The following is a 20193-nucleotide window of genomic DNA, read 5'->3' on the forward strand; positions in this document are numbered from 1 at the left end:
TATGGCGAAAGCAAAGAAAGATAACGGGCATTATATTTCCCGTCAAGAAGAAAGAGCTATTACAAAATATAATCGTAAAACAACAAAGGAATTTGAAGCTAAGAAGCGCAAAAAAAATGTAAGTGAAGATACTTATATGGCAACAATGAAAGATTCTAAAAATATTGTTGAGTTTGATGACTTACATACCTATTTCTTTACGGATGCAGGTACTGTGAAAGCAGTAGATGGTGTAACATTCAGTATCCCTGCTAATAGTACAGTTGGTGTAGTTGGAGAGTCTGGATGTGGGAAAAGTGTAACAAGTTTATCTTTGATGCAGTTAGTACAAGCGCCTCAGGGACAGATTGTCAGCGGTTCTATTCGTTATAATGATGGGGAAAAGTGCTATGATATAGCGAAGATGCCAATTGATGCGATGAGAAAAATACGTGGTAAAGATATTGCAATGATTTTTCAGGAGCCAATGACAAGCTTAAATCCAGTTTTTACGGTTGGTTACCAGCTAGATGAAGTTACGACACTTCATAATCCGGGTGCAACGAAAGAAGCTGCAAAAAAGAAATCAATTGAAATGCTAAAGCAAGTTGGAATTGCTCGACCAGAAGGAGTTTATGATAATTATCCACATGAATTATCAGGTGGTATGCGACAACGTGTTATGATAGCGATGGCACTTGTTTGTAACCCTAAATTAATTATTGCAGATGAGCCAACAACCGCACTAGATGTTACGATTCAAGCACAAATACTAGACTTACTACGTTCCGTGCGTGAAAAAATAAATGGTAGTATTATGTTAATTACACATGATCTTGGTGTTGTAGCAGAAATGGCGGATTTTGTTGTCGTAATGTATGCAGGTAGAATAATTGAGATGGGAACTGCAAAGGAGATATTCCTCACACCAAAGCATCCCTATACGGTTGGCTTAATGAAGAGTAAACCAGTAGTAAATAAAAAAGTGGATCGCTTATACAGTATTCCAGGTCAGGTTCCAAATCCAATTAATATGCCTCAAACTTGTTATTTTAAAGATCGTTGCGACCGTTGTCATACAGCATGTGAAGGCCCATACCCAAGCGTAAGAAAATTTAGTGATACGCATCTAGTGTCATGTTATTTATATAATGATACGAAGCATCAAGAGAATGAAAGTACGGAGGTGGTAAAGGATGAGTGAGATATGCTTATCAGTTCAACATCTTAAAAAATATTTTACCATCGGAACAGATTTATTCGGTCATCCTACACAATATTTAAAAGCAGTGGATGACGTATCTTTTGATATCCCTCAAGGAACTACAATGGGATTGGTTGGCGAATCTGGCTGCGGAAAAACAACGATCGGAAGAACTATTTTACGTCTTCATGAATTAACAGATGGAAAAGTTTTATTTAATGGTCAAGATTTAGCGAAGTTATCAAAGAGAAAACTTAGAAATTTAAGACCGCAAATCCAAATAATATTTCAAGATCCTTACTCTTCCTTAAGCCCAAGACTTACCGTAGGATCCATTATTGGTGAAGCAGTCAGTGCACATAACATAGTCCCAAAAAGTGCTTTAAAAGAATATGTATTACGAGTAATGAAAGATTGCGGATTACAGCCTCATTACTATGAACGCTACCCACACGAATTCTCAGGTGGCCAAAGACAAAGAATTTGTATCGCACGAGCAATTGCACTACGTCCTAGATTTATTGTTTGTGACGAGCCTGTATCTGCACTTGATGTTTCCATACAAGCACAGATTATAAACTTATTAAAAGACCTTCAAGATAAATATGATTATACTTATTTATTTATTTCACATGACTTATCTGTAGTTGAACATATTTCGGATGCCGTTGGTGTTATGTATCTTGGTAATATGGTAGAGTATGGTGCAAATGAGGATATCTTTAATAACCCGCTTCATCCATATACGAAAGCACTCTTTAGTGCGGTACCTATGCCAGATCCAACTGTTAAGATGAAACGTGTTATATTACAAGGAGATTTACCATCTCCAGCCAATCCTCCAAAGGGATGTAAGTTCTGTACTCGTTGTCCGGAATGTATGGAAATTTGTAAGACACAAGCTCCAGAATTTAAGGAAATAACAGAAGGGCATAAAGTTGCTTGTCATTTATATAAATAATGATAGAACATTATTATTCATGATAAAGAAAAGTTCGTAAAGCGCGCTTTTCACTGTCGATAATAGAATTAAAAATAAGTACTGCAAAGCGTAAGCTTAACAGTACTTATTTTTGTAGCTTTAATAATGTGTGAACTTATTTTTTTTAGCTTTAATAATGTGTGGGCTTATTCTTTTTAGCTTTAATAATAGGTGGCCTTATTTTTTTATAGAATTAATAATAGGTGGCCTTTTTAGTATAGTTACAATTGAGAATAAGCTGCAGCAATCCAAAACAACTAAAAAAGGTTAATTAGTAGACATATGGCGTAATCTAAAGTAAAATAGAGATAAATTTAATTCTACCTATTATAATAGAAGAAAGGGTGTTCTTAATGAGCGATTTTAAGAAGGTTGGACAAATCATCGAACGCAACAAAGTGGAGAATGAAAAAGATAGCAAAGATGTTACGAAAAAGAAACCGGCCTTTGTGGATGATGGTAGGTCCATTACCGATATGAATGTAGAAGGATTTTCATGGTATATGCCTAAAAAATATTCCACTGAACGTCAAAAACTAGCTGATTTAAAATTAACTAGAAAAGAAAGAGTCGCAATGATATTTGGGGCATTACAAGCGATTTTACCGGTTGCTATCACAATGTTTATATTATTATTTGGCGCCTTCTTACTTATGGCACTTTGGTTAAAATAATTTAAGAATGATTGATACATAGTATTCTAGTAATGAAATACAGACTACGAAAGTGCTTCCATGGCGGTGCACTTTTTTTATGTCCCTTCGTGATGGAACATTTATTTGTGAGCCTCTGCCATACTCAAATAAGTAAATCTATAACACACACGGGGAGTGGGAAGCTATTACCATAAATCTCCTATGTTAATTAATTAAAATAAAGAGTAGATTATAGTGTGTATGCCAATAAATTTAAAATGTATGTCATGCCACTAAATTAAAAAGCATCTATAGTTTATTATATGTATGCCAATAAATTATATTAAGTATGACTATAAGTTATTATAATAGGAAGATTTAAAATCACAAATTTTATATAAAGGATGAATTTTGATGAAAAAAAGAGCATATGTAAATGATTATGATATCAACACAGAAGTTACGAAAGAAGGAAATAAATATAAAGAAAAGAAGAATATAACCTACCACGGTAAATATTATCGTATCCAAATGGATGATGATAAAATCAAAAAAGCAAAATGGATCAATGTTGTCTTTGGTATCGTTTTTTTTCTACTGTTTACTTTTCTAGGCTTTTTAAATAATGATAGTTCACGAATTTTTTATGTTGTTTTACCTTATGTAATATTGTTTCTTCCGATATTCTACACAAATATGGGGACAATAAAATTACTGAATATTTCAGGTGATATGACAACTAAGGAATATGAATTTACGATTCAAAGAATGAGAAAAACTACATTATCCATGTTGATTCTCGCCATCGCCTGTTCTATAGGTGAGATTTTATATTTAGTACGGAATAAAATTACAGATTTTACGTCTAAGGACTATGTTTTCCTAAGTGGTATTTTGGTAATTGCTGCTCTAACACTACTATTCATGCAACATCAAAAAACGATTAACAAAAATATAAAAGAAATAGAATAAAATTCTGTGAAAAATGGATATAAAAAAAGGATAAAAATGTCATATAATGATGATTTAACGTGGTAAAGTACACAAATATTGTAAATTATTCCATAATAAGAGATATTTATGAGTTTTTATCGCATTGACAAAAGTAGTTAATCATGTTAACATTCTCAATATTCTAGGACATAATTTTATGACCCGAAAAAAGGAGAGAGAGACTATGAGAAAAAACAAGTTTAAAAAAGCATTGTCTGTTTTTCTTGTTTTATCCATGTGTGTTGCTTTAGCAGCTTGTGGAAAGAAAAATAGTGGCAATCAGTCAGGGGAGAACCCGAGTGAAGGAAATAATTCAGGTAATTCTAGTGATAAACCTTTAGTAGTTGGTTCCTTACAATTTAGTGAAAAATTTAGTCCATTTTTTGCTACTACTGGTTACGATAGGGAAATCGCTGACTTAACACAAGTTCAGATGTTAACTACAGATAGAACTGGTGGTTTAATTTTAAATTCAATTGAAGGTGAGACTGTTCCTTACAATGGTACAGATTATCTTTATACAGGTATAAGTGATATTGCAGTAAGCCGTGATGAGGCTGCTGATACCACTACTTATAATATTAAGATTCGTGATGACATTAAGTTCAGCGATGGCAAGGTAATGGACGCTGATGATATTATCTTCTCTTATTATGTATTATCTGATACTAGTTATGATGGAAGTTCTACATTATACTCTACACCAATTGTTGGTATGTTAAATTACCGTAAGAACAATTCTAATGCAGAGAGCACTGTAGTAACTGAGGATGAAATTGCTAAAGAGCTTGCTTCTTTAAGTGATGCATCAAAAGAAGCAATCAACAAAGAAATAATTGCTCCAACATTAACTTCAGAACTTGACTGGGTTAAAGGTCTCTATGGCAAAGATTCATACAAAGAGTACACAGAAAAATACCCAGTAACAAAAGATTTATTTGCTCACTTCTATAGTGTAGATGAGAATTATGATGCTTCTAAGGTAGAAGACGAAGCTAAAGTTTTAGAAGAAATTACAGCAGCTTACGGTGCTAATTATCAAGCACTTGGCGAAGCATATGCAGGAGATGAAACTTACTTTGCTGACCAGGTTAAGGAAGTTGTATCTAATGTATTATTAGAAGAGAAACTTTCAAAAGGCGGAGATGAGGTTCCTAATATTGCTGGTATTAAGAAAATCAGCCAGACTGAGGTAGAAGTTACAACCAATGGTTTTGACGCTTCTGCTATCTACAACATTTGTGGTATTACTATTTCTCCAATGCACTACTATGGTGATGAGGCTCAGTATGATTATGATAATAATAACTTTGGTTTTACTAGAGGTGATTTATCTATTGTAAAAGCAAAGACTACAAAGCCTTTGGGAGCAGGTCCTTATAAATTCGTAAAGTATGAAAACAAAGTTGTTTACCTTGAAGCAAATGAATTTTACTACAAGGGTGAACCTAAGACAAAGTACCTTCAGTATAAAGAAACAACAGAAGCTGATAAGATTTCTGGTGTTGGTACAGGTACAATTGATATTGCAGATCCATCCGGTAGCGTATCTGCTTTCGATGAAATTGCAAACTACAATTCAAACAAAGAATTATCCGGTGATAAGATTATTACAAGTACTGTAGATAATCTTGGTTATGGATACATCGGTTTTAACGCCGATGCTATTAAAGTTGGTAATGATCCAGCTTCTGAAGAATCTAAGAATTTAAGAAAAGCGATTGCTACTATATTAGCAGTATACCGTGATGTAGCTATTGATAGTTACTATGGTGAAGTTGCTAGCGTTATTAACTACCCTATCTCTAATACATCTTGGGCAGCACCACAGAAATCTGATGAGGATTACAAAGTTGCTTACTCACAGGGAGTAGATGGTAACGATATCTATACTGCAGATATGACAGCTGACCAGAAATACGAAGCAGCAACAAAGGCTGCAATAGAATTTTTCAAGGCAGCAGGATATACTTTTGATGATGCAACAGGTAAGTTTACAAAGGCTCCAGAGGGTGCTAAATTAGAGTATGAAATTTTAATTGGTGGAGATGGTAAAGGTGATCACCCATCCTTCGCGATTCTTGCTAAGGCAAAGGAAACTCTTGCTACAATCGGTATCACATTAACAATTAATGATCCATCTGATTCTAATGTAATGTGGGATAAAATAGAGGCTGGAACTCAAGAAATGTTTGTAGCAGCTTGGAGTGCAACAATAGATCCAGATATGTACCAGACTAAGTACAGTACAAACATTGTCGGTAAAGGTGGTTCTGATTCTAATCACTATCATATTGCTGATCCTCAGTTAGACCAGTTAATTATGGATGCTAGAAAGAGTGCTGACCAAGCTTACAGAAAAGCGACATATAAGACTTGTCTTGACATTATGCTTGATTGGGGTGTCGAAGTTCCTGTATACCAGAGACAGAACTGTATTATATTTGCTAAAGATCGTGTAAACACTGATACAGTTACTCCTGATATCACAACCTTCTGGAAGTGGACTAACGATATTGAAAAGATTGAAATGAAATAAGGCTCTTTTATTCACGTAAAGTGAAGAGCTTACTAATTCAACTTGTTTTGTATTCGGACAAAGGTCAAATTTGTACACATTCGTCTTCAGACGTAAAACGTCGTAGACGTTTGATAAGTTGTGCAGTTTGGCCTTTGTCTAAAATAAGCTATCCACTTCTTTTTCGTTAAGTTGGAGAAGATATGGATAACTGAATATAGTACAATTTCAAAGTGTTGGTTAAGTTACAGGTGAGCAAAACATAAAAGTAGATAGTGAGAGGTTTATTATGTGGAAATATATTGTGAAAAGAGTTTTAACTAGTGTAGTGATCTTATTCTTTGTATCAATGATCATTTATACAATCATCCGCTGCATTCCAACTTCCTTTATCGAAACACTAGCGAGAGAAAAAGCCTCTCTTCCAGGAGCTAAAAGCTATACTGAATGGTTAGATCAATTAAAAGCTACGTATGGTATGGATAGTGGAATTATTCAAGGTTTCTTTCAATGGTTAGCATCCGCAGTTCGCGGTGAATTCGGTGATTCTTGGTATTTTAATATACCAGTAACTGAGAAGTTTGCCAATGTTATTTGGGACTCCTTTTATCTTGGAGTAGTTTCTTTTGTTTTGCAGATTGTTATTGCAATACCACTTGGTATTCTTTCTGCAAGAAAACAGTATAGTAGAACAGATTATGCAATCACTGTATTTGCATTAATTGGTATCTCTTTACCAGGATTTTTCTTTGCAACAATTCTTAAATTAATCTTTTCTATTCACCTTGGTTGGTTTGATTTATATGGAAAAGTTGGTCGTTATTACGGCCAGTTAGATGCATGGGGAAAATTCCTCGATGTCGCGGCTCATTTTGTATTGCCGATTGCTACATTGACAATTATTAGTGTTGGTAGCTTGATGCGTTATACAAGAACCAATATGTTAGAAGTACTAAATTCGGATTTTATCCGAACAGCGAGAGCTAAGGGTCTTTCTGAAAGTACAGTAATCAATAAGCATGCATTTAGAAATACACTGATACCAATTGTAACAATCATTGGTGGAACACTTCCTGGATTATTTGCAGGTGCTATGATTACTGAAACATTGTTCCAGATTCCGGGTATCGGTTATACCTCTTATTTGGCCATGACAAGTGGTGATATTCCATTTTTCATGTTTTACATGACATTTATGGCAGCTTTAACATTGATGGGTAACTTAATATCTGATATTTTATACGCAGTGGTAGATCCTCGTGTACGTGTTGGATGATAGTAAAAACAGTTATAAAATAAGAATAAAGATGAGTCAGATTAATTCTTACTTGTCATCAATGAAAGGCAGAGGGAGCACTTATGGAGAATAAAAATGAAAATAACAAGCAGAATCAAAGCAATGCTTCTCTTGTTCAAAATAATCAGCCTGCCCAAAATGAGAAAACTATGAATCAATCGGTAGAGAGAAAGATGGCACTCGATGATGATCAAAGAGTAAAAGTTCTATCTCCTTCCATGTTAGTATTTAAAAGATTTATTCGTAATAAACTTGCAATTATTGGTTCATTTATCATTGTTGGTATGTTTTTATTTGCATTCGTAGGCGGAATTGTAAGCCCATATAACGAAAGTCAGGTATTTATGGGATACGAAGCTATGTCAAAAGACTACGCTAGTGTTACTAGAAATAAAGAATTTCGTTATACAACAGTAGATGGGAAAAACTTTCCATCCGCTGTGAAGGCAGAAGTAATCCTTGCAGTAAATTCAGGTAAAAGTGAATTTACTTCTATGGGAAACGTATATGCATTAACAAAAGAAGGGGAGAATCTTTACAGAATTTCTCTTATGGATAAGTATGCAACTGCCACAATTATCCGTGGTACTGCAGATATTAGTGTTGTAGATGGAAAAACATTATCAGAAGCAGTTAAGAATGGTTTTTTAGCAGCAATTGAAGCAAAAGAAACTAGTTTTACTGTGGATGGTGTTACCTATCAGATTTCCAATCAAGGAAAAGAGTACTCCTTAGGCGTACTTGATGATGTTGCATTAGCGTCTCATAAGATTTTAGATGCTTATAACGCAGCTACAAAATTAAGCTTAGAATTTAAACTTCAAGCGGAAAAAGCTTTTATTGAGGGAAAAAATAGCTTTGAAGTGGAAGGCGTAACTTATTATATTGATTCAGAAGGAAGTTCTGCAACAATATATTATAATGAAAATGGTAATCAAGTAAACTATGCTCAGCTTTCTGATTTTGTTGTAGCTCCAATAGGAAGTGACGTTTTCCTTGACGTTGAATTTAAGTCATTAGTTCAACAAGCAATCAACGATGGTGAAACATCAGTTACTCAGACAGATGCAGAAGGCAATGAAGTAGTATATAAAATCGAGCGTAAAAACGAACAGTATACAGTGAAAGCAGACACTGAAACTCAGTTAATTCAGATTTATCAAAGTCCAAGTAAGTCACACTGGTTGGGTACCGATGGAAATGGTATGGATATCATGACTCGTTTAATGTATGGTGGTCGTATCTCCTTAATGATTGGATTTATTGTAGTTATAATTCAGACATTCCTTGGAGTAGTCTTAGGTGGTATAGCAGGTTACTTTGGTAAGTGGGTGGATAACCTAATCATGCGTATCGTAGATATCTTTTATTGTATTCCATCACTACCACTAATTATTATTCTAGGCTCTATCATGGATTCATTAAAAGTAAATCCACAGGTTCGTATTTATTTCTTAATGATTATTATGGGATTACTCGGATGGCCTGGTGTAGCACGTATGGTACGTGGTCAGATTCTTTCTCTTCGTGAACAAGAATTTATGACAGCTACCGAAGCGATGGGTATTTCGATTCCAAGAAGAATTTTCCGTCACTTAATACCTAATGTAATTCCACAGTTAATCGTTATGGCAACGATGGGTCTTGGTGGCATTATCTTAACAGAATCTTCTTTAAGTTTCTTAGGTATTGGAGTTAAGTTCCCATTTGCTTCTTGGGGTAACATTATTAGTGCAGTATCCAATGTTCATGTTATGACAAATTACTGGTTTGTTTGGATTCCAGCTGGTTTCTGTATTCTCTTAACCGTATTGGCATTTAACTTTATTGGTGATGGTTTACGTGATGCGTTTGATCCTAAGATGAAAAGGTAGGTGAAGCATATGTCAAAAGAGAAGAAAAGTGCAAAAAAAGCAAATTATATTTCAGGTAAAGAATCAAGAAAGATTTCTAGTGAAAATAGAAAGATTACAAAAGAATTTGAAAAGAAACGTAATCGTAGAAATATACCAAAGGAAGAGTATATGACTCAGATGAAAGACAGCAATAATGTTGTCGAATTTGATAATCTTCATACTTATTTCTTTACAGATATTGGAACTGTAAAATCAGTAAATGGTGTATCTTTTGATATACCAACTGGTAAGACAGTAGGTGTCGTTGGAGAATCTGGTTGTGGAAAAAGTGTAACAAGTCTTTCTCTAATGCAATTAGTACAACGACCACAGGGACAGATAGTTGACGGTGCAATTCGTTTTAATACAGGAAAAGATGTATATGATATTGCAAAAACTCCAAACGCTGAGATGCGTAAGTTAAGAGGAAATCAGATTTCAATGATTTTCCAGGAGCCAATGACTAGCTTAAACCCAGTATTTCGTATCGGACCTCAGATTGATGAAGTAATAGAACTTCATAATAAGAGTATGAGCAAAAATGAAGTACAAACTCGTTCCGTAGACATGTTAAAGCTTGTTGGTATTGCAAATGCAGAGGGTGTATATAAGATGTATCCTCATGAACTATCTGGTGGTATGAGACAGAGAGTTATGATTGCAATGGCACTCGCTTGTAATCCGAGATTAATTATTGCGGATGAACCAACAACAGCCTTAGACGTAACAATACAAGCACAGATTCTTGATATTTTACGTAACCTCAAGAATAAGATTAACAGCTCTATTATGCTTATTACCCATGACTTAGGTGTAATTGCTGAGATGGCAGACTACGTTGTTGTAATGTATGCCGGTAGAGTTATTGAAAAAGGTACGGTTGCTGAAATTTTCGATAATCCTAGCCATCCTTATACCATTGGTTTAATGAATTCGAAACCAGTAGTAAATAAGGTGGTGGATCGTTTATACAGTATACCTGGTAAAGTGCCTAATCCAGTTAATATGCCAAACTACTGCTACTTTAAAGATCGTTGTGATCGTTGTGTTGCAGCATGTGATGGTGCATATCCAGGGGAAGTAAAGTTATCAGATTCTCACGTTGTATCCTGTTATCGCTATTCCGAAAACAAAGGAGGGGAGGCATAATATGGACAAACAATCTAATAAAAATACAGTAAATCAAGGAAAAGGCAATGAAGATTATATCCTTGAGGTACGTGATTTAAAAAAATATTATCCAATTAAATCGAGTGTACTAGGCGGATCTAAAAATTATGTAAAAGCAGTGGATGGTGTAAGCTTTAACATTAAGCGTGGTACTACGATGGGACTTGTAGGTGAGTCTGGTTGTGGTAAGACAACAATTGGACGTACCATTTTAAAACTTCATGAAAAATCTGGTGGAGAGGTTATCTTTAATGGACAAGACGTACACAAGCTTTCTAAGAAAGCATTACGTGCACTTCGTCCAAAGATGCAAATTATCTTCCAGGATCCTTATTCTTCTTTATCTCCGAGATTACCAGTTGGTGAAATTATCGGTGAGGCTGTAAGACAGCATAAAATTGTACCAAAGGAAGAATTAAACTCCTACGTTGATAAAATTATGGAATCTTGTGGTTTACAAAGTTTCCATGCAGACCGTTATCCACATGAGTTCTCTGGAGGACAAAGACAAAGAATCTGTATTGCAAGAACGCTTGCTCTAAATCCTGATTTTGTTGTCTGTGATGAACCGGTATCTGCTCTTGACGTTTCCATTCAGGCACAGATTATAAATCTTCTTAAGGATCTTCAGAAGGAATATAATTTAACTTATCTTTTTATTAGCCATGACTTATCTGTTGTTGAGCATATTTCCGATACAATCGGTGTTATGTATCTTGGTACCATGGTTGAGTACGGTGATAAGGTGGACATCTTTAAGGAACCACTACATCCGTATACAAAAGCGTTATTTAGTGCGATTCCTATGCCAGATCCTCACGCTAAGAAGAATCGAATTATCCTTCAGGGAAGCATACCTTCTCCTGCAAATCCTCCTTCAGGATGTAAGTTCCATACTCGTTGTAGTCATTGTATGGATATTTGTAAGAAGGAAGTACCACAGCCAAATGATGTTGGAAATGGTCATATAGTTCGTTGTCATCTCTATAATTCAAAATAAGTTAAGATAAGAAATACTATAATTCTTTATATTAATAAAGAGCCAGTACAAGTAAGAGTAAATAAAAAACTTATTTGTACTGGTTTTTTGTTAATCTTATTATTTATGCCAAGGAAGAGTTTGTGTGTGGCTTTTTCTTGTATTACTTTTATTACATGTTTTAGTAAATTAAAGAGAATACTAAAGTTAATGAAATAACTCTTATTTTCATGTATAATCAATAAGTAGGAACGAAGAATGGTAATAATGTGAAAATCAAATTTTTTCACGTAGAGAATTGTAATTGACTGTGCAGATATTGTGCCTGCGTGCCAAATTCGCAGGCATTGGAATGGAGATTACTATGAGTAAGAAAGAAGAAATGGGAGATGGGATTAATAATTCCGGACAAAATGAGTTTTCAATCTCAATGCCAGAAAAGGTAGGCTTAGATAATTTAAATACAAACGAAGTTTTTTTCTCGCAGAACTTTGATATTGTGGACGAATCAAATATTGCAGATAGACCTTATTATATGGATGGAGTTCCTAATGTTGGAGCCACAACAGGCGTTTCTCCTGATATCTTAGATAGGGATGTTAAGAAAGAAATAGGGGACGGACGAGCTTATGATGAGTTCACGGCTGCTAAAGAAGAAGTTTCATTTACACAAGGTGAATTAGTTGATGATGGCAGAAAACTAGCTGACATGAATATTGAGGGATTACCTTGGTATCAAAAAGAGTTAGAAGAAGAGGAACTAAGAAGACGTCAAAATGTACCTGAGCTGAATGGTCGAGAGACACGTAGAGTTATATTTAGTTCCTTGTTTGCAGCACTACTTGTTGCAGGTGTATTTATCGGTGCTTTAGCATTATTTTTATTATTTTGTATTCATGTTTGGTTTTAATAAAGAAATATATAGTTAGGAAAGAAAATTTACTATTTAAGTAATAAGAATCGAGCTTCCCATCGAGTTCATCGAGAAAAAGTACGATTCGGGAATGTTTCATTTCTATGAATAAGGATGCTCTCTATTAGATGAATGGTTAGCTGTTTATCTAAAAGAGAGCATTTTTAATTAATTACTTGTTATAAACCTATTCCTTCCGGTTATTGACCTATTTCTTTTAGAGAGCTTATTGCGTCATTAAGACGATCGATCCAATCCAAACGTATCCCCTAACCTCATTTTAGTTTTTTTTTGAGAAATATCCTCTTTTTATTTGCACAAAAAAAGAAGTTAGTAACAGAATATTATAAAAATACTGGAAGAGAATATGTTGCATTCTCTTGGAGATAATGATATAATAAATACCGAACATAAGTTCGAAAAAATAAATTTCCTTGAGAGGTTTTTATGATTGTACAGGAATCGATGACAATAGAACAGAAGCTAACTATACTTTCAGACGCTGCTAAGTACGACGTTGCATGTACCTCTAGTGGAGTCGCTCGTGATGGAAAAGATGGTAGCATTGGAAATACAGCAGCAAGTGGTATTTGTCATGCTTTTTCAGCGGATGGAAGATGTATTAGTTTATTAAAAGTTCTATTTACAAACGAATGTATCTACGATTGCAAGTATTGTATAAATCGTGTATCAAATGATGTTCCGAGAACAACATTTACGCCCGAAGAGGTGTGTAGCCTTACGATGGAGTTCTATCGAAGAAATTATATAGAGGGATTATTTTTAAGCTCTGGTATTATAAAAACACCAAACTATACAATGGAACTCATAGGTAGAACTCTTAAGATGCTTCGTACAGAATATCATTTTAATGGTTACATTCATTGTAAAGCAATTCCTGGAGCTGATACAGAGCTTATTGAAACAATAGGCTGGTACGCTGACCGTATGAGTGTAAACCTTGAACTTCCAACTGCAGATGGATTAAAATTATTAGCTCCACATAAGAACCGAAAGAATATACTCAATCCAATCCGCCAGATACAGGCTGGTATCGAAGAAAGTAGAGAAAATTTCGGTATGATGGGCGGTAACAAAGGTGCTTATTGGCATACGAGAAGAAAGGTTGAACAGAAATCGATTACTCAGAAAAGAGAAGAGGATGCTTTACTTCATATTGGACATAAAGACCAGATACGGCAAGTGATAGAGAGTAAATCAGACAAAGGCGTTGGTTTTTCAAATCGTATTCTTACTGGATGGGAGGAAGAAAAAGACTCTAAAATCCTAACTCCAAATCATCGAATTTATCATGGTAACCAAGAGATATCAAGTACTATAGAATCACCTTCCGTAATTGCAAAACCTCAAGGACTTACTATGTGGAATCAATTTGGTGGAAATCGTGGCTTTGTACCAGCAGGTCAGAGTACACAGATGATCATTGGAGCAACCGGGGAGACTGATTATGAGATTGTTAATGTAACAGAAGCCTTATATCAAAAGTTTGACTTAAAGAGAGTTTTTTTCTCTGCATTTATACGTGTGAATGAGGATAGTACTTTACCAGTATTGCCAGGGGGACCTCCATTATTAAGAGAACACCGCTTATATCAAGCAGATTGGTTATTGCGGTATTATGGGTTTGAAGCGACGGAGCTTTTAACAAAGGAGAGGCCTAATTTTAATGTATTTTTTGATCCGAAGTGCAACTGGGCGATAGGACATTTAGAACAGTTCCCGGTAGAAGTCAATACCGCAGATTACTACACATTGCTTAGAGTTCCTGGCATTGGTCCTAAGTCAGCAGGGCGTATCGTAAAGGCACGACAGATGTCAAAGCTTAGATTTGAAGATTTAAAAAAGATTGGTGTTGTATTAAAACGAGCACTTTACTTTATTACCTGCAGTGGGCAGATGATGTATCCAACTAAGATAGAAGAGAATTATATCACCAATCAGATGCTTCAATTAGACGAGAAGTTACCAAGCCACATCACGAATGGTGGAATTACTTATCAACAACTATCGTTGTTTGACGATTCTCTGATGCTTAGTAATAGCTAAAGAAAGCAGGGTGGAAATTTTAATTTTAAGTGATTGTGCTTCAAATTCCCATAAATAGAAACTTTTTGAGGGATGTACTTACCCTACGGGTTAAACAAAGCGAATCGTATTCACACCTTGGTTTGACATTTAGAGTGCCTAGATGTCGAAGCTACTTTGTTTAATTAAATTTAATGCGTCGGAATAGAGGTTAACATGAAGGAAAAACGTATTTATCAATGTGAAGATAGTTTAGAAGGAATCTTTTCCGCTGTCTATATAGCATGGGCATCAAGATATGGACATGATAATATAGAACTAGAAGTATTAGGTATGGAAGAAGAATATAATTTAAAGCTGTTTTCAGAATATATCATTGTAGAAAATAATCCAGAGAATGCTTCTAAAGTGGCCGATTCAATTAAGAAAAAGATTTCACCCCATGCTTATCAGATGGTAGCTAGGGCTGCATTAAGTAACGATAAGAGAAAAGCTAATGCAATATATCATTTCTTAGTACGTGGATTTGCATTTGGTGCCAAAGTAGAAGATCATCTATCCGATTCATATGTTCAAATTATTTTTGAACTAAATCGCTATGTAGGAAATGATGCTCACTTATATACTGGATTTGTTCGATTTATCGAACTTGAAAATGGTATATTATTTTCTAAAATAGAACCAAAGAATAATGTACTAGAAATAATAACGCCTCACTTTGCGGATCGACTCGCTCAGGAAAACTTTATGATTTTGGATGTGAAACGGAAAATAGCTACCGTTCACAAAAGTGATTCTACCTGGGTTTTAACTGCTATTTCAGATGAGGAATTAGCCACATTACTTTCTGTTACGGAAAGAAAAGAAAAGTATGAAAGGCTTTGGAAAACCTTTTTTGATAGTATTGCAATTAAAGAGCGTGAAAATAAAACATGTCAAAGAAACCATGTTGCGATGCACTATCGTAAGTATATGACGGAATTTATAGATGATGTGGAACATGAAAATGAACCTTTAAGGGATAATTTAGATAAAATAGGAAAGATAAATTATGAATAGAGAACGTGGGCCTTATTCTAATATTATTGATAAGAATAAGTTAAAAAAAGAAGAATTTAATACAAATTGGTCTAGTATTTTATTTGAAAAGAATGCATATCAATCTTTTTTAGATTATTTATGTAGTTTAAAAGACCAAAAATATAAGGATTTTGCGAATAAATTAATTCCTCAAGTAAATAATATGATAGGGATTCGTCTTCCTATCTTACAGGAAATTGCAAAGCAAATTGCCAAAGGAGATTATGAGGGGTTTTTATCCCATAGTAATGTTCAGTACTTTGAAGAAGTTATGGTTCATGGATATGTAATTGGAAAATTAAGCAATATTCCAATAGAGGATATACAAGAATTTATCAGCTACCATGTACCTAAATTAGATAATTGGTCCACTTGTGATTCTTTTTGTTCCTCTTTAAAAATTACAAAAAAGCATCCAAAAGAGGTGTTTGATTTTATTTTGCCATATGCTCATTCTAACAATTCCTATGAGATAAGATTTTTTATTGTTATGTGCCTAAATTACTACATAAATGAAGAATATGTAAGTATAGTAGATGAAACCTTACAGTCGATTATCAGCGATGAATATTATGTTAATATGGCAATTTGCTGGGCTTATACTACAATGTTTTATAAAGATTCAAATCGAGTGCTACAGTTCTTAAATAAATTAAAAAAACAATTAGAAACAGAGCAAAATAGTAGAAATCGTTTTATTTTACAAAAAACAATTTCAAAAATATGTGATTCAAGGAAGATAACGGCTGAAGAGAAAACCATTGTTCGTTCTTATCATGTATAAACCTTTCGTAGCGTGGAATACTAAGCAAGTAAAGAAATATTACTTGATAGGAGGAGACTCATGAAGAAGAAATTGTATATCTTAATGGCCGTTGCTATGTTAAGTATGTTCGCGATGACTGCTTGTTCAAGGACTGATGGTGTTGGTAATAAGACTACAGTTACACCTGCACCTACTACAACAACACCAGGAACTGGAACTGGTAATGGAACAGGTACAACAGTACCTACAACTACAGCGCCTACAACAGCACCAACAACTATGCCAACTACAATGCCAACAACTGTACCAACAACACATCCAACGAAAACACCATAAATGCATTAATTTATATAAAAAGTCTGTTTTAGTATAACTGAAACAGACTTTTTATTTTTTTATTCTATATTTGGATTCTCAATGACATATAAATCACAATTTCTACCTTTATGATAAATTTCTGCTTCTAAGTTCATACCAACATGCATTGCAACCTTTGTAGAACGAGAATTCTTTTTGTCAATGACAGCAACAATGCGAGGAATATGAAGTTCATAGAAAGCATATTCTAAGACACTTTTTGTACATTCCAATGCGTATCCGTAACCCCAATGGTCTATATTAAGTAAATATCCAAGTTCAATTTCAAAGCGGCCATTAATTTCAGAATTCTGAATTCCACAACGGCCGATTAATTCACTTGTTTCTCTACTAAAGATACCCCAGAATCCATAACCATAAAAATTATAAACATTTTTGATATATGCTTTATGTTTTTCGATTTCTTCTTGTAGATAATCATCGATATCATCAACAAATTCTCGGACTTCCGGTTGCTGATAGATATGATACATAGAGACGATATCATCAACACTTAATTCACGAATGATAAGACGTTCTGTTGTTGCAATTGTAACAGGTTCTCCATGAGAACGTAGATATACATTATTTAAAAATGAAAATGTAATCTCTTCAAAACCCTCTACAATTATATCTGCACCACTTAGATCTTGATTCCCGGAATTCTCATTATAATAACCTACACAAGTCATTCCTGCTGCTTTGGCCGCAGTAACACCATTATACGAATCCTCTATTACCAAACATTCATCTGGTGAAACACCAAGCAAACTAGCAGCTTTTAAAAAGATATCCGGAGCTGGTTTCGAGTGTTTTAAGTCCATTCCGGAAACATAATCATGAAAATAGGAGGTAAGGTTTAAATCTATTGCAGTTCGTTCAATCTGTTCCATTGGTGAGGAACTTGCTATAGCTAATTTAATTGGATGTTTTGAAAGATTTTTAATTAAATCAACTACATAAGGAACTGCAGGATAACTTTCTTCTAACTCAAGCTGATTTAGAACTTCTTGTTTTGTTCGAATTACTTCTTCTGAAGTATTCGGTAGGTTAAAATCTTTAACTAGTACATCTACCATATAGCGATCTGTATTTCCGATAAATTGGTAACAATATTCTTTTGATAAATCCAGACCAAACAGCTTCATAGCCTTCTGGAACGCCTTACAATGTAAAGGTTCACTATCTATAATAACTCCATCCATGTCAAACAATATCGCTTTTAACATTGAGATAACTCCAATCTTTTTAAATTATACATAGCTTACCATTTTTCATGGTTCTTTGCAAGTTGTTGGGGAATCATATCACTATGATAGGATATTGAGTAAAAATACTATGGAGTAAAAATACTATGGAGTAAAAATACTATGAATTACAAAGACTATGGATAAATAAGGAGTGATTTGATATAATATAAAAAATTCAGAAAATAAGTGAATAGGGAAGGGAGCTATAAATATGCCATTTATTAATTCTAAAGTGAGCGTGAAATTAACAAAACAACAAGAGGAAACACTAAAGCAAAAGCTTGGTAAGGCGATTGAGCTTATCCCAGGGAAAAGTGAAACATGGTTGATGGTGGGGTTTGAGGATGAATACTCACTATATTTTAAAGGGCAAGCGTATGAAAAAATTGCCTTTGTTGAGGTTGAAATATTTGGAAAGGCAGATAGAGCAGCATATGATAAATTAACTGCCGCTATCTGCGAAATTTATGATGAAGTATTACAGATTCCTTCTGATAAAGTTTATGTTACCTATCAGGAAGTGCAACATTGGGGATGGAATGGAATGAATTTTTAAAGTAATTATGAATTTCGATTTAGTAGCTTTTCAAAATACAATCCAGCAAGGAACCAGGCGGGCAGATAATCAAAACGAATAACTCCTTTAAAGTTAAGTTTGGCCTTGCTGTAGTCCCATGGACAAGCTTTTATTTTCTTTAACAAGGTGCCAGTAAGATACTCCATAGAAATAATTCCTAACGCATAGATGGAACCACGACAAAATGCACAACGTTTTTTTATTACTTTGCTTACAGGAGAAATTAAGGCAGCAAGCCCATAGATCGGAAACATCCAAATGGAAGTATGGCAGGATAAGGTTTTGTCTTTCCGTTCAATTGAGCTAAGACCTGTCCAAAAGCACTCCATACACCAACCACTAAGGCCACATAAGATAAAGTTAGTAAAAAAATTCTTTTTCATAAAAATTTGCCTCCGTTCTGCTTGCTCCTCTGATGCTAATATCAACTCATTGGCAATAGAAAGTAATAGTAAAAGAAAGTAATAGTAAAAGAAAGTAATTGTAAAAGAAAGTAATTGTAAAAGAAAGATGTTTAAAATTTAGATTCCATTAAAGAAATAATAGAAGTAAGTTATTTTACACATATGAATTACTTTTCTATAGTATCTGTAAAACCTATGGAAGGTATGCACAGTTTATCGGTATACCTAAGTTTTCAATACTGTTCTGAAGGTGTACTCCTATTATAAAAAATAGAAGAATTCATTGTGTATTCAAGTATTTGATTCATATTAACAGATTAATTATAAGGAGATATTAAGTGGAAATTGAGCGTAAATTTAAAATCAGCAAGCTTCCTGCTAACTTAGAACAATATAAGAAAAAGGAAATCATACAGGGTTACCTATGTACACAACCTGTAGTACGAATTCGTAAAAGTAATGAGAACTACATTTTAACTTATAAAAATAAATCAAACTTTAATCAAGAGCATGCAGTTATAAGCGAAGAAATCGAGTTACCATTAACGAAAGAAGCATTCGAGCATTTACTCTCTAAGGTGGACTTCGGTGTTATTGAAAAAACGAGATACTTGATTCCACTTTCACAAGACCATACCGCTGAACTAGATGTGTTTCATGGAAGATTAAGTGGACTTATGTTTGTAGAAGTTGAGTTTTCAAGTGAAAAAGATGCAATAGATTTTATTAAACCAGATTGGTTTGAGGAAGACGTTTCGAAAGATAAACGATATCGTAATTCTTACTTAATATCAGTATCAAGTCTTGAAGAACTTCATTTAGACAGTGAGGAATGATGTAATAATAAGGGATGAAGGGGTAATAAGTAATAAGGGTAGTTTGCTATTTCTATAGAAAGAGTAAATAGTTTGTAAGAATTTGACACTTTAATCAGATAGCACTTAAAAGTTTTATCACTTTAACAAAGAAAATTATTGACAATTCTTAATTTATTATCATATAATATTTCATAAGCAAAAACAATGGGGTAGTTGTGGTTCATAACTATACCCATTTTTATTTTGCCCTTTTGTAGTATTGGATAACAGAAAATGTGTTGTTTGGATACAATATGTTAGAGGGCTGTTTTAGATTAGAAAGTAAAGGAG

18 protein-coding genes are annotated in these 20193 nt (G+C 34.1%); 16 read left to right on the top strand and 2 right to left on the bottom strand.

Annotated elements, in window-relative coordinates:
- The first annotated feature begins 1 nt into the window (after position 1).
- The 14 genes from CPHY_RS04330 (at position 2) to CPHY_RS04395 (ending at position 16793) form a co-directional block, all read left to right on the top strand.
- The gene (locus tag CPHY_RS04330; RefSeq protein WP_012198840.1) at positions 2–1183 is read left to right on the top strand and encodes an ABC transporter ATP-binding protein; all 1182 of its coding nucleotides are present in this window, start codon (positions 2–4) and stop codon (positions 1181–1183) included.
- Complete coding sequence (locus tag CPHY_RS04335; protein WP_012198841.1) at positions 1176–2144, top strand: ABC transporter ATP-binding protein; 969 nt, start codon at positions 1176–1178, stop codon at positions 2142–2144. The genes CPHY_RS04330 and CPHY_RS04335 overlap by 8 nt, the downstream gene beginning before the upstream one ends.
- Before the next feature lie 374 nt (positions 2145–2518).
- Complete coding sequence (locus tag CPHY_RS04340) at positions 2519–2839, top strand: hypothetical protein (protein WP_012198842.1); 321 nt, start codon at positions 2519–2521, stop codon at positions 2837–2839.
- A 375-nt stretch (positions 2840–3214) separates the two neighbouring features.
- Positions 3215–3772, top strand: coding sequence for a hypothetical protein (locus tag CPHY_RS04345; protein ID WP_012198843.1), 558 nt, complete (start codon positions 3215–3217; stop codon positions 3770–3772).
- Between the two features lie 205 nt (positions 3773–3977).
- On the top strand, positions 3978–6332 hold the full coding sequence (locus CPHY_RS04350) for an ABC transporter substrate-binding protein (RefSeq protein WP_041703178.1): 2355 nt from the start codon (positions 3978–3980) through the stop codon (positions 6330–6332).
- Between the two features lie 268 nt (positions 6333–6600).
- Positions 6601–7587: an ABC transporter permease gene (locus CPHY_RS04355; protein WP_012198845.1), complete on the top strand. Its 987-nt coding sequence runs from the start codon at positions 6601–6603 to the stop codon at positions 7585–7587.
- 83 nt (positions 7588–7670) lie between these two features.
- Positions 7671–9482, top strand: a complete 1812-nt coding sequence (locus CPHY_RS20575; protein WP_012198846.1) for an ABC transporter permease — start codon at positions 7671–7673, stop codon at positions 9480–9482.
- Positions 9483–9491: 9 nt separating this feature from the next.
- The gene (locus CPHY_RS04365) at positions 9492–10652 is read left to right on the top strand and encodes an ABC transporter ATP-binding protein (RefSeq protein WP_012198847.1); all 1161 of its coding nucleotides are present in this window, start codon (positions 9492–9494) and stop codon (positions 10650–10652) included.
- A gap of 1 nt (position 10653) precedes the next feature.
- A complete protein-coding gene (locus CPHY_RS04370) occupies positions 10654–11673 on the top strand; it encodes an ABC transporter ATP-binding protein (RefSeq protein WP_012198848.1) in 1020 nt (339 codons plus the stop codon).
- 343 nt (positions 11674–12016) lie between these two features.
- Entirely contained in the window at positions 12017–12562 is a 546-nt protein-coding gene (locus CPHY_RS20580; RefSeq protein ID WP_012198849.1) for a hypothetical protein, read from the top strand.
- 450 nt (positions 12563–13012) lie between these two features.
- Entirely contained in the window at positions 13013–14632 is a 1620-nt protein-coding gene (locus CPHY_RS04380) for a putative DNA modification/repair radical SAM protein (protein ID WP_012198850.1), read from the top strand.
- Between the two features lie 195 nt (positions 14633–14827).
- Positions 14828–15670, top strand: a complete 843-nt coding sequence (locus tag CPHY_RS04385; RefSeq protein WP_012198851.1) for a TIGR03915 family putative DNA repair protein — start codon at positions 14828–14830, stop codon at positions 15668–15670.
- Entirely contained in the window at positions 15663–16475 is an 813-nt protein-coding gene (locus CPHY_RS04390) for a DNA alkylation repair protein (RefSeq protein WP_012198852.1), read from the top strand. Before CPHY_RS04385 ends, CPHY_RS04390 begins: the two co-directional genes overlap by 8 nt.
- 60 nt (positions 16476–16535) lie before the next feature.
- Positions 16536–16793 carry a hypothetical protein gene (locus CPHY_RS04395; RefSeq protein WP_012198853.1) on the top strand — a complete coding sequence of 86 codons (258 nt, stop codon included), beginning with the start codon at positions 16536–16538 and terminating at the stop codon, positions 16791–16793.
- 59 nt (positions 16794–16852) lie between these two features.
- On the opposite strand, the gene CPHY_RS20585 is transcribed toward CPHY_RS04395, so the two are convergent.
- On the bottom strand, positions 16853–18043 hold the full coding sequence (locus tag CPHY_RS20585; protein ID WP_012198854.1) for a GNAT family N-acetyltransferase: 1191 nt from the start codon (positions 18041–18043) through the stop codon (positions 16853–16855).
- Positions 18044–18275: 232 nt separating this feature from the next.
- Here CPHY_RS20585 and CPHY_RS04405 point away from each other — a divergent pair, with 232 nt between their 5' ends.
- Entirely contained in the window at positions 18276–18620 is a 345-nt protein-coding gene (locus CPHY_RS04405) for a phenylpyruvate tautomerase MIF-related protein (protein ID WP_012198855.1), read from the top strand.
- Positions 18621–18625: 5 nt separating this feature from the next.
- On the opposite strand, the gene CPHY_RS04410 is transcribed toward CPHY_RS04405, so the two are convergent.
- Positions 18626–19024: a putative ABC transporter permease gene (locus tag CPHY_RS04410; protein ID WP_041703181.1), complete on the bottom strand. Its 399-nt coding sequence runs from the start codon at positions 19022–19024 to the stop codon at positions 18626–18628.
- A gap of 359 nt (positions 19025–19383) precedes the next feature.
- On the opposite strand from CPHY_RS04410, the gene CPHY_RS04415 reads away from it, so the two are divergent.
- On the top strand, positions 19384–19881 hold the full coding sequence (locus CPHY_RS04415) for a CYTH domain-containing protein (RefSeq protein ID WP_012198857.1): 498 nt from the start codon (positions 19384–19386) through the stop codon (positions 19879–19881).
- Positions 19882–20193 lie beyond the last annotated feature (312 nt).

It is taken from the genome of Lachnoclostridium phytofermentans ISDg, assembly GCF_000018685.1.
GTDB classification, from domain to species: Bacteria; Bacillota; Clostridia; order Lachnospirales; family Lachnospiraceae; genus Lachnoclostridium; species Lachnoclostridium phytofermentans.

Excerpts from the sequence above, each read along its gene's own strand:
- CPHY_RS04330 (WP_012198840.1), top strand. The coding sequence starts at position 2 with ATGGCGAAAGCAAAGAAAGATAACGGGCATTATATTTCCCGTCAAGAA.
- CPHY_RS04335 (WP_012198841.1), top strand. The coding sequence starts at position 1,176 with ATGAGTGAGATATGCTTATCAGTTCAACATCTTAAAAAATATTTTACC.
- CPHY_RS04340 (WP_012198842.1), top strand. The coding sequence starts at position 2,519 with ATGAGCGATTTTAAGAAGGTTGGACAAATCATCGAACGCAACAAAGTG.
- CPHY_RS04345 (WP_012198843.1), top strand. The coding sequence starts at position 3,215 with ATGAAAAAAAGAGCATATGTAAATGATTATGATATCAACACAGAAGTT.
- CPHY_RS04350 (WP_041703178.1), top strand. The coding sequence starts at position 3,978 with ATGAGAAAAAACAAGTTTAAAAAAGCATTGTCTGTTTTTCTTGTTTTA.
- CPHY_RS04355 (WP_012198845.1), top strand. The coding sequence starts at position 6,601 with ATGTGGAAATATATTGTGAAAAGAGTTTTAACTAGTGTAGTGATCTTA.
- CPHY_RS20575 (WP_012198846.1), top strand. The coding sequence starts at position 7,671 with ATGGAGAATAAAAATGAAAATAACAAGCAGAATCAAAGCAATGCTTCT.
- CPHY_RS04365 (WP_012198847.1), top strand. The coding sequence starts at position 9,492 with ATGTCAAAAGAGAAGAAAAGTGCAAAAAAAGCAAATTATATTTCAGGT.
- CPHY_RS04370 (WP_012198848.1), top strand. The coding sequence starts at position 10,654 with ATGGACAAACAATCTAATAAAAATACAGTAAATCAAGGAAAAGGCAAT.
- CPHY_RS20580 (WP_012198849.1), top strand. The coding sequence starts at position 12,017 with ATGAGTAAGAAAGAAGAAATGGGAGATGGGATTAATAATTCCGGACAA.
- CPHY_RS04380 (WP_012198850.1), top strand. The coding sequence starts at position 13,013 with ATGATTGTACAGGAATCGATGACAATAGAACAGAAGCTAACTATACTT.
- CPHY_RS04385 (WP_012198851.1), top strand. The coding sequence starts at position 14,828 with ATGAAGGAAAAACGTATTTATCAATGTGAAGATAGTTTAGAAGGAATC.
- CPHY_RS04390 (WP_012198852.1), top strand. The coding sequence starts at position 15,663 with ATGAATAGAGAACGTGGGCCTTATTCTAATATTATTGATAAGAATAAG.
- CPHY_RS04395 (WP_012198853.1), top strand. The coding sequence starts at position 16,536 with ATGAAGAAGAAATTGTATATCTTAATGGCCGTTGCTATGTTAAGTATG.
- CPHY_RS20585 (WP_012198854.1), bottom strand. The coding sequence starts at position 18,043 with ATGTTAAAAGCGATATTGTTTGACATGGATGGAGTTATTATAGATAGT.
- CPHY_RS04405 (WP_012198855.1), top strand. The coding sequence starts at position 18,276 with ATGCCATTTATTAATTCTAAAGTGAGCGTGAAATTAACAAAACAACAA.
- CPHY_RS04410 (WP_041703181.1), bottom strand. The coding sequence starts at position 19,024 with ATGAAAAAGAATTTTTTTACTAACTTTATCTTATGTGGCCTTAGTGGT.